The sequence below is a fragment of the Actinophytocola sp. genome (assembly GCF_049647105.1).
Taxonomy (GTDB): Bacteria; Actinomycetota; Actinomycetes; order Mycobacteriales; family Pseudonocardiaceae; genus Actinophytocola.
In genome coordinates, this window is the sequence record NZ_JBARWZ010000267.1 from 1 (window position 1) to 9,041 (window position 9,041).

The 9,041-nt window shown below is 73.2% G+C and carries 4 protein-coding genes; all 4 read left to right on the forward strand.

The window, feature by feature from the left end:
- Window positions 1-2,397 (forward strand): SDR family NAD(P)-dependent oxidoreductase (locus WBA97_RS31885; protein ID WP_424234678.1); only part of this gene is annotated, 2,397 nt, incomplete at its 5' end.
- Window positions 2,398-2,447: 50 nt separating this feature from the next.
- Window positions 2,448-3,221, forward strand: coding sequence for an ABC transporter ATP-binding protein (locus WBA97_RS31890; protein ID WP_424234679.1), 774 nt, complete (start codon window positions 2,448-2,450; stop codon window positions 3,219-3,221).
- Complete coding sequence (locus tag WBA97_RS31895; RefSeq protein ID WP_424234680.1) at window positions 3,206-5,053, forward strand: hypothetical protein; 1,848 nt, start codon at window positions 3,206-3,208, stop codon at window positions 5,051-5,053. Before WBA97_RS31890 ends, WBA97_RS31895 begins: the two co-directional genes overlap by 16 nt.
- A 285-nt stretch (window positions 5,054-5,338) precedes the next feature.
- Window positions 5,339-9,041, forward strand: a 3,703-nt coding sequence (locus WBA97_RS31900; protein WP_424234681.1) for a beta-ketoacyl synthase N-terminal-like domain-containing protein, incomplete at its 3' end; no start/stop codon positions are given.

Below are 9,041 nucleotides of genomic sequence, written 5' to 3' on the forward strand. Positions count from 1 at the left end.
GCGCAGACCGAGCACCCCGGCCGGTTCGTCCTGGTCGACGGCGACGCCCCGGCCACCGTGCTCGCGGCCGTCGTCGCGTCGGGGGAGCCGCAGGCCGCGGTGCGCGGCGCGGACGTTCTCGTCCCGCGCCTGACCCGCGCCGCGACCCTGCCCGCGCTGACGATCCCGGACGTCGGCACCTGGCAGCTCGCCCCGCCTGCCGACGGCACCCTCGACGGCCTCGACCTGGTCCCGGCGCAACCGGAACCCCTTGCCGAGGGCCATGTCCGCGTCGCGGTCCGCGCGGCCGGGATCAACTTCCGGGACGTGCTGATCGCGCTCGGCTCCTACCCAGAGGCCGCCGCCATGGGCACCGAGGCCGCGGGCGTCGTGCTCGAGGTCGGCGACGGTGTGCCGGACCTGCGCCCCGGCGACCGGGTGTTCGGCCTGGTGTCCGGCGGTTTCGGCCCGGTCGCGACCGCCGACCGCCGCCACCTCGCCCCGATCCCCTCGGGCTGGTCCTTCGCGAGGGCCGCGTCGATCCCCATGGCGTACCTGACCGCCTACTACGGCCTTGTCGACCTGGCCGGGCTGCGCGCGGGCGAGTCCGTACTGATCCACGCCGCCGCTGGCGGTGTCGGCACGGCGGCCGTGCAACTGGCGAGGTATCTCGGCGCGGAGGTCTACGGCACGGCGAGCCCGGCCAAGTGGCCTGCGACCGGCCTGGACGCCGACCACCTCGCCTCCTCCCGCGACCTCGGCTTCGCCGACCGGTTCCCCAGGGTGGACGTCGTGCTCAACGCGCTCGCGGGCGAGTTCGTCGACGCGTCGCTGGGGCTGCTGGCCCCTGGCGGCCGGTTCATCGAGATGGGCAAGGCCGACCTGCGCTCGCCGGACGGCGTCGCCTATCGCGCGTTCGACCTCGGTGAGGCCGGGCCGGACCGCACCGGCGCCATGCTCGCCGACCTGCTCGCCCTGTTCGCGTCCGGCGCGCTGACCCCGCCACCGGTGCGGGCATGGGACATCCGGGAGGCGGCCACCGCGTTCCGGCACATCGGCCATGGCAGGCACACCGGCAAGAACGTGTTCACCATCCCGCGCCCGATCGACCCCGACGGCACCGTCCTGGTCACCGGCGGGACCGGCGCGCTCGGCACCGCGGTCGCCGAGCACCTCGCCACCCGCCACGGCGCCCGCCACCTGCTGCTCGCCTCCCGGTCCGGGCTGGGCGGCCCGGACCGGGAGGTGCTGCCCGGCACGGACGTCCGGGTCGTCGCCTGTGACGTCACCGATCGCGCCGCCCTCGCCGGGCTGCTCGCGGACATCCCCGCCGAGCATCCGCTCACCGCGGTGGTCCACGCGGCCGGTGTGCTCGACGACGGCGTGGTCGAGGCGGTCACCCCGGACCGGCTGGCCGCGGTCATGGCCCCCAAGGCCGACGCCGCCATCGCACTGCACGAACTGACCGCCTACGCCGACCTGGCCGTCTTCGCCCTGTACTCCTCGGCCTCCGCCGTGTTCGGCACCCCCGGCCAGGCCAACTACTCCGCCGCGAACGCCGTCCTCGACGGCCTCGCCCAGCGCCGCCGCGCCGACGGCCTCCCCGCGACCGCCCTGGCGTGGGGCATGTGGGAGGGCGGCATGACCGGTTCGCTGTCCGACCACGACCGCGCCCGCGGCGGCACCGCGATCACCGTGGCACAGGGCACCGCCCTGTTCGACGCGGCGATCGCAGGCACACCGGCACACGTCGTCCCCGCCAACCTCGACCTCGCGGGACTCCGCTCCTCCGGCGCGCCGGTACCGCCGTTGCTGCGCGGCCTCGTCCGCCCGGCACCAAGAGCCGCGGCACGCGAGACAGCCGGTGGCCTGGCCGAGCAACTCGCCAGACTGCCGGGTGCCGAACGCACCCGGGTCGTGCTGGACCTCGTGCTCACCAACACCGCGCTGGTGCTCGGCCACCCGTCGCCGGACTCCGTCGGCCCCGGCCGCCCGTTCACCGACCTGGGTGTCGACTCACTCACCGCCGTCGAACTACGCAACCGGCTCGCCGCCGCGGCGGGTGTCCGGCTGCCCGCGACGCTGGTGTTCGACCACCCGACACCCGAGGCGCTGGCGGCGTTCCTGCTCGCCGAGACACTGCCGGCCGGACCGGCCCCCGCCGACACCGCGCTGGCGGACCTGGAACGGATCGCGGCCCTGCTGCCCGGCATGGCCGCGCCCGGCGCGGCCGCGGTGCGGGCCAGGATGGCGGCCCTGCTGGCCAGGTGGGAAGCGGAACCGGCCGTCGCCGACGGGCCCGGTGACGACCACGACCTCGACGACGCCACCACTGACACGATCTTCGACCTCATCGACGGCGAACTGGCCGACGGTGACCTCGATGGTGACCTGGCCGACCTGGTGGCACAGCCCTGACCGGCGCACTGCCCGAACCGAATCCCAACCCCCACCCAAGGAGCGACCGAGTGAACGCGACCGGCCACCCACCCGCGCTGGCGATCGCCGGACTGCACAAGACGTTCGGCGACTACGTCGCGGTGAAGCACGCCGAACTGACCGTGGCACCCGGCTCTTTCTACGGACTCGTCGGACCCAACGGCGCTGGCAAGACCACCATGCTGTCCATGGCCACCGGCCTGCTCCGCCCCGACGACGGCCGCTCCATGGTGTTCGGCGTGGACCTGTGGGCCGAGCCGGAGAAGGCCAAGCAGCTCATCGGCGTCCTGCCGGACGGTCTCGCCATGCCAGAGCAGCTCACCGGCCGTGAGCTGCTCACCTACACCGCCCGGCTGCGCGGCATCGACGCCGCCACCGCCACCGCCCGCGCGGGCGAGCTGCTCGAGGTCATGGAACTCGACGGCGATGTCGAGCGCACCCTGGTGATCGACTACTCGACCGGCATGCGCAAGAAGATCGGCCTGGCGGCCGCGATGCTGCACGCACCCAAGCTGCTGGTGCTCGACGAGCCGTTCGAGGCCATCGACCCGGTGTCGGCGGCCAAGCTCAAGGCGATCCTGCGCGGGTTCATCGCGGCAGGCGGGTCGATCGTGCTGTCCAGCCACGTGATGGCGCTGGTGGAGCAGATGTGCGACACCGTCGCGGTCATCGCCAAGGGCACGGTCCTCGCCGAGGGCCCCGTCGACGGTGTGCGGGCGGGCAAGACGCTGGAGGAGGCGTTCGTCGAGCTGGTCGGCGCCGACACCGCAGAGGCGAAGGGACTGTCGTGGTTGGCGTCCTGATCCGGATGAAGCTCGCGGTCCTGCGCCGGTCCACGACCGGCAGCAAGGCCAACTGGACCGCGACCGGCGCCCTGCTCGGCGTCCTCGCCGCGTTCGCGACGATCGCGGTCGCCGGGATCGACTCCGCGCCCGGCACCGTCCTCGACCTGCTCGCGCTCGTGTACGCGGTGTGGGCCCTCGGCTGGATGCTCGGGCCCGCGTGGGCAGGCGAGCCGGTACTGCGTGCCGAGCACTTCGCGCTGCTGCCGATCCCGCGCCGCAAGCTCGCCGTCGGGCTGCTGGTGGCGGCGTTCGCCGGGATCACCACCGCGGTGTCCCTTGTCGCGTTCGCCTCCTCGGTCGTGTTCGCCGCCCGGCTCGGCGGGGTCGTCCCGATCGTGCTCGCGGTGCCGGCCGCGCTGCTCCAGCTCACGCTCGTGGTGCTGCTGTCGCGGCTGACCGCACGGATGTTCGCGGCGCTGTCGCGGTCAAGGGCCGGTGCGGTGATCACGGCCGTGATCAGCGCGGTGATGCTGGTGGCGGCGTCGTCCGGGTGGATCGTGTTCGCCGGCGTGGAGGCCATCCTCGCCTACGGGTTCTCGCCAGGGTTCTCCGCCGTGGTGCGGGCGTTGCCGTCGAGCTGGGGCCTGGTCGCCGTCGAGGCGTCGTCGCGGGGTGACTGGCTGTGGACCGTGGTGCCGCTGGCCGGGCTCGTCGTGCTGACCGCGTTGCTGGTGCTGGCCTGGAGCCGGGTGCTCGGGCCGCCGCGCCTCGGGCGGCCGGTCGTGCGCGGCACCTCGGACCTGCCTGCCACGGCGGCCGGGCGTACCGGTTCGGTGTACCGCAAGGAGATCCGGACCTGGCTGCGCAGCCCGCAGCGGGTGCAGGGGCTTGTTCTCGCGCCCGTGTTCGCGGTCCTGTCCTGCCTGGTGCCGCTGGCGTTCGGGTCCTCGGTGTTGCTGCCGTTCGCGGGGGCGCTCACCGCGGTGATGGGTGCCGCTGGCAGCGCCAACCTGTACGGGCAGGACGGCACCGCGCTGTGGATGAACCTGGTCGCGCCGGACACCGCTTCGGCCGACGTGCGTGGCAGGCAACTGGCGTGGCTGACGTTCTTCGCCCCGATGTCGATTCTGCTGTCGGTCCTCGGGACCGTGGTGTCCGGCGAGTACGCGTTGTGGCACTGGGCGTCGGCGGCGACCACCGGTGTGCTCGGTGCCGGCGTGGCGCTGGTGCCGTTGATCGGTCTCAGCCAGCTCGCGCCAGGACCGGACCCGCACCGTAACCGCAACTCGCCGATGGATCACGGTGACGAGGTCGGTGGCGCGTTCGCCGCGTTCGTCGGGACGATTGTGCTCGCGGTGCCCGCGATCGCGACCGTGGGGATCGCTTCGGCGCTGGGGTATGAGGAGCTCGAGGTTCTCGGTGTCGCGGTCGCGGTGGTGACGGGGCTGGCGTACTGGACGTCGATCGGTGGTGCTGCCGTACGGCGGCTGACCGATCGCGGGCCGGAGTTGCTGTACCTGATGCGTGCCGGGAAGGAGGCGCAGGAGAAGGTCGCCGCTGACGGGTCCGTGTTCGCCGCCATGCCGAAGTCCCGTGCGCGGTTGCTGTGGAGTGCGTTCGCTCTTGGTTGCATCGCGTTGTTCCCGCAGGCGGTGGTGCCGGGGGCGATGCTGGCCTCCGGCAACGTCGCCAAGGTGTGGTTCCTCGCGCTGTACCTGCCGAGGGCGTGGCAGTGGCCGACCATCGCCGCGATGGTCGTCGTGGCCGGGCTTGCCTTCACTGTCGCGGTGCGGGTGTTCCTCGCCGAGCGGCGCAGGATCCGGAGGGCGCGGGCGGGGGTGGCCGTCTGAGTCTCTCGCGGTCTCGCGTGGGCTGCCGCTCCAGGGGCTGATGGTGCTGCCAACGTCCTGAAGTGCGCCACAACTCGACTCTCCTCGGGCCCGTACGGGTCCGGGGAGAGTCGTCGTGCGTTCGGCGTGGGGGCCGTAGGGGTGTCTGGGCCTCGGTGGCGATTACTACCGTGAAACGCGTGTTCGGAATAGGGCGGATTCCGGGCGGCAATTGAATTGTTGGGATGCGTTTCCCGGTTTCGTCCCGGGCTGGTCCGCTGTGTCGAGCGACTTTTGAGGACGTCCATGTCTGAATTGCGCACCGGCGCCGCCGACGCCATCGCGATCGTGGGAATGGCCTGCCGGGTGCCGGGAGCGGCGAACCCCGGGGAGTTCTGGCGGCTGCTACGCGACGGGACCGACGCCGTCGGTGCCGCGCCGCCTGCGCGCTGGCCGGAGGGGCTCGAGGTGCGCCGCGGCGGTTTTCTCGCCGACGTCGCCGGGTTCGATCCCGGTTTCTTCGGTATCTCGCCGCGTGAGGCGGCGGCGATGGACCCGCAGCAGCGGCTCGCGCTCGAACTCGCCTGGGAGGCGTTCGAGGACGCTCGCACCGTGCCTGGTGCGGTCGCGGGCAGCCGTACCGGCGTGTTCGTCGGCGCCATCTGGGACGACTACGCCGCGCTGACGCACCGCGCGGGCGCCGTCGACCAGCACACCATGACCGGCCTCAACCGTGGTGTCATCGCCAACCGCGTCTCCTACACCCTCGGTCTGCGCGGGCCGAGCATGACCGTCGACGCCGGGCAGTCGTCGTCGCTGGTCGCCGTGCACCTGGCGGTGGAAAGCCTGCTGCGGGGGGAGACCGACACCGCCGTCGCGGGTGGGGTGAACCTCATCCTCGCCGAGGAGAGCACGGTCAGCGCCGCCCGGTTCGGTGGGCTGTCCCCGGACGGGCGCTGCCACACCTTCGACGCCCGCGCCAACGGGTTCGTCCGAGGCGAGGGCGGTGTGCTCGTCGTGCTCAAACCACTGCACCGCGCCATCGCCGACGGCGACCGCGTCCACGCCGTCATCCACGGCACCGCTGTCAACAACGACGGCGGCGGGGCCAGTCTCACCGCGCCGAGCAAGCGCGCCCAGGAAGCCGTGTTGCGCGAGGCGTACGCCCGCGCGGGTGTCGACCCCGGTGCGCTCGGCTACGTCGAACTGCACGGCACCGGCACCCGTCTCGGTGACCCCATCGAGGCCGCCGCGCTCGGCGCGGTGCTCGGCACGCACCGGTCCGAGCCGTTGCCGGTCGGCTCGGTGAAGACGAACATCGGTCACCTGGAGGGCGCCGCGGGCGCGGCGGGGCTGCTCAAGGCCGTCCTCGCGGTCGCGCACGGCCGTATCCCGGCGAGCCTCCACTTCGAGACCCCCAACCCGGAGATCCCCCTGGCCGACCTGAACCTACGGGTCGTCACGGAGCTGAGCGACTTCCCGGCGCGGGATGGGCGGCTGGTCGCGGGCGTCAGCTCCTTCGGTGCCGGGGGCACCAACTGTCACGTCGTCCTCTCCGGTGTGCCGCAACCAGAACCGGCCGTCCCGACCGAGACCGGGCGGCCGACGCCGGTCGTCCTTTCCGGACGGACCGAGCAGGCGCTGCGTGACCAGGCCGCCCGGCTGCGCGCGGCCATCGGCGACACCGGCAGGCTCGCCGACCTCGGCCATTCGCTGGCGACGACCCGCACCGCCTTCGAGCGTCGCGCCGGGATCGTGGCCCGTGACCGCGACGAACTCCTCGGCGCACTCGACGCGCTCGCGAACGGGCTGCCCGCGCGGGCGCTGACCACCGGGCCCGCGAACCACGGCCGCGTCGCGTTCCTGTTCTCCGGCCAGGGCGGCCAGCGGCCCGGCATGGGCGAGGGCCTCTACCGCGCCTTCCCCGCCTACGCCGAGGCCGCCGACGCCGCCCGCGCCCGCTTCTCCGAGGTCCCGCTGGACGACGAGTCCGTCATGACCAGGACCGGCAGCGCCCAGTGCGCGCTGTTCGTGGTCCAGGTCGCGCTCGCCCGGCTGCTGGAGTCGTGGGGTGTCGTGCCCGACGTGATCACGGGGCACTCCATCGGCGAGATCGCCGCCGCCCACATCGCCGGTGTGCTGTCGCTGGACGACGCGTGCACGCTGGTCGCCGCCCGCGGCGGGATGATGCAGGTGCTGCCGCCCGGCGGTGCGATGCTCGCCGCCGAGGTGTCCGAGGCCGACGTGCCTGCCGGGATGGACATCGCCGCGATCAACAGCCCGACGGCGCTGGTGGTGTCCGGCGCAGAGGACGAGGTCGCCGCGCTCGCCGCGCGCTGGCGGGCCGAAGGCAGACGGGTTCGGGCGCTGCCCATCTCGCACGCCTCGCACTCCAGGCTCATGGACCCGATGCTCGACGGTTTCGCCGCCGTCGCACGCACGCTCACCTACCGCGAGCCACGCGTGCCGATGGTGTCCGACGAGGTCACCGACCCGATGTACTGGGTGTGGCAGGTCCGCAACACCGTGCGGTTCGCCGACCGGATGGCCCGGCTGACCGCTGACGGCGTCGGGGCAGGCATCGAGATCGGGCCGGACGCCGTGCTGGCCGCACACGTGCCCGGCACCGCAGTGCCGCTGCGCCGGGACCGCGACGAGGTCGAGACCGTCCTGTCCGCCGTCGTCGCCGCGCACACCGCCGGTGCCGGCGTCGACTGGGACGCCGTCTTCGCGGGCACCGATCCCCGCCGCGTCGACCTCCCCACCTACGCCTTCCAACGCGAACGCTACTGGCGTGACGGGGCGCGTGCCGCCACGCGCGCGGTCACACCGATCGAGATCCCGGCGCCGTCCGCGCGGGCGGGCGAGCGGGACGCCATGGACCTGGTTCGCGCGCACGTCGCCGCGATCCTGGAGTTCGCGTCGCCGGACCGGGTCCCCGTCGACCGCACCTTCAAGGAGCTGGGTTTCGACTCCATGACGGCGGTCGAACTGCGCGACAGTCTCGCCGCCGCGACCGGCACCCCGCTGCCCGCGACCCTGATGTTCGACTACCCGACCCCCGCCGCCGTCGCGGACCACCTGCGTGGCGCGCGGCGCGTGCCGAGGGAGGTGGCGCCGGTCGCGGACACCGGCGACCCGGTCGTCATCGTCGGCATGGCCTGCCGGTTCCCCGGCGACGTGCGGTCGCCGGAGGACCTGTGGGGCCTCGTCGCCTCTGGCGGCGACGCGGTGACCGGCTTCCCCGCCGACCGGGGCTGGGACCTCGGCGACCGGGACTTCCCGGTGCGCGGCGGTTTCCTGCACGAGGCCAGCGGGTTCGACGCCGCGTTGTTCGGTATTTCGCCGCGTGAGGCGTTGGCGATGGATCCGCAGCAGCGGGTGTTGCTGGAGGCGTCGTGGGAGGTGTTGGAGCGGGCTGGTGTTGATCCGTTGTCGTTGCGTGGCAGTCGGACCGGGGTGTTTGTGGGTGCGATGTCGCAGGAGTACGGCCCGCGCATGCACGAGGCCACGGCGGACGCCGAGGGCTACCTGCTCACCGGGAGCACGGCGAGCGTCGCGTCGGGCCGGATCGCGTACACGTTCGGGTTCGAGGGTCCCGCGTTGACGGTGGATACCGCGTGTTCTTCGTCGTTGGTGGCGTTGCATCTGGCGGTGCGGTCGTTGCGGTCGGGTGAGTCGTCGCTGGCCTTGGTCGCCGGGGTGACGGTCATGGCGACACCGGGCATGTTCACCGAGTTCGGCAGGCAGAGCGGGCTTGCCGGGGATGGCCGCTGCAAGCCGTTCTCCGCCGCCGCGGACGGCACGTCCTGGTCCGAGGGCGTCGGTGTGCTGCTCGTGGAGCGCCTGTCCGACGCCCGCCGCAACGGGCACGACGTGCTGGCCGTGGTGCGCGGGTCGGCCGTGAACTCCGATGGCGCGTCCAACGGGCTGACCGCGCCGAACGGGCCGTCCCAGCAGCGGGTCATCCTGGCGGCGCTGGCCGACGCCGGTCTCGCACCGTCCGATG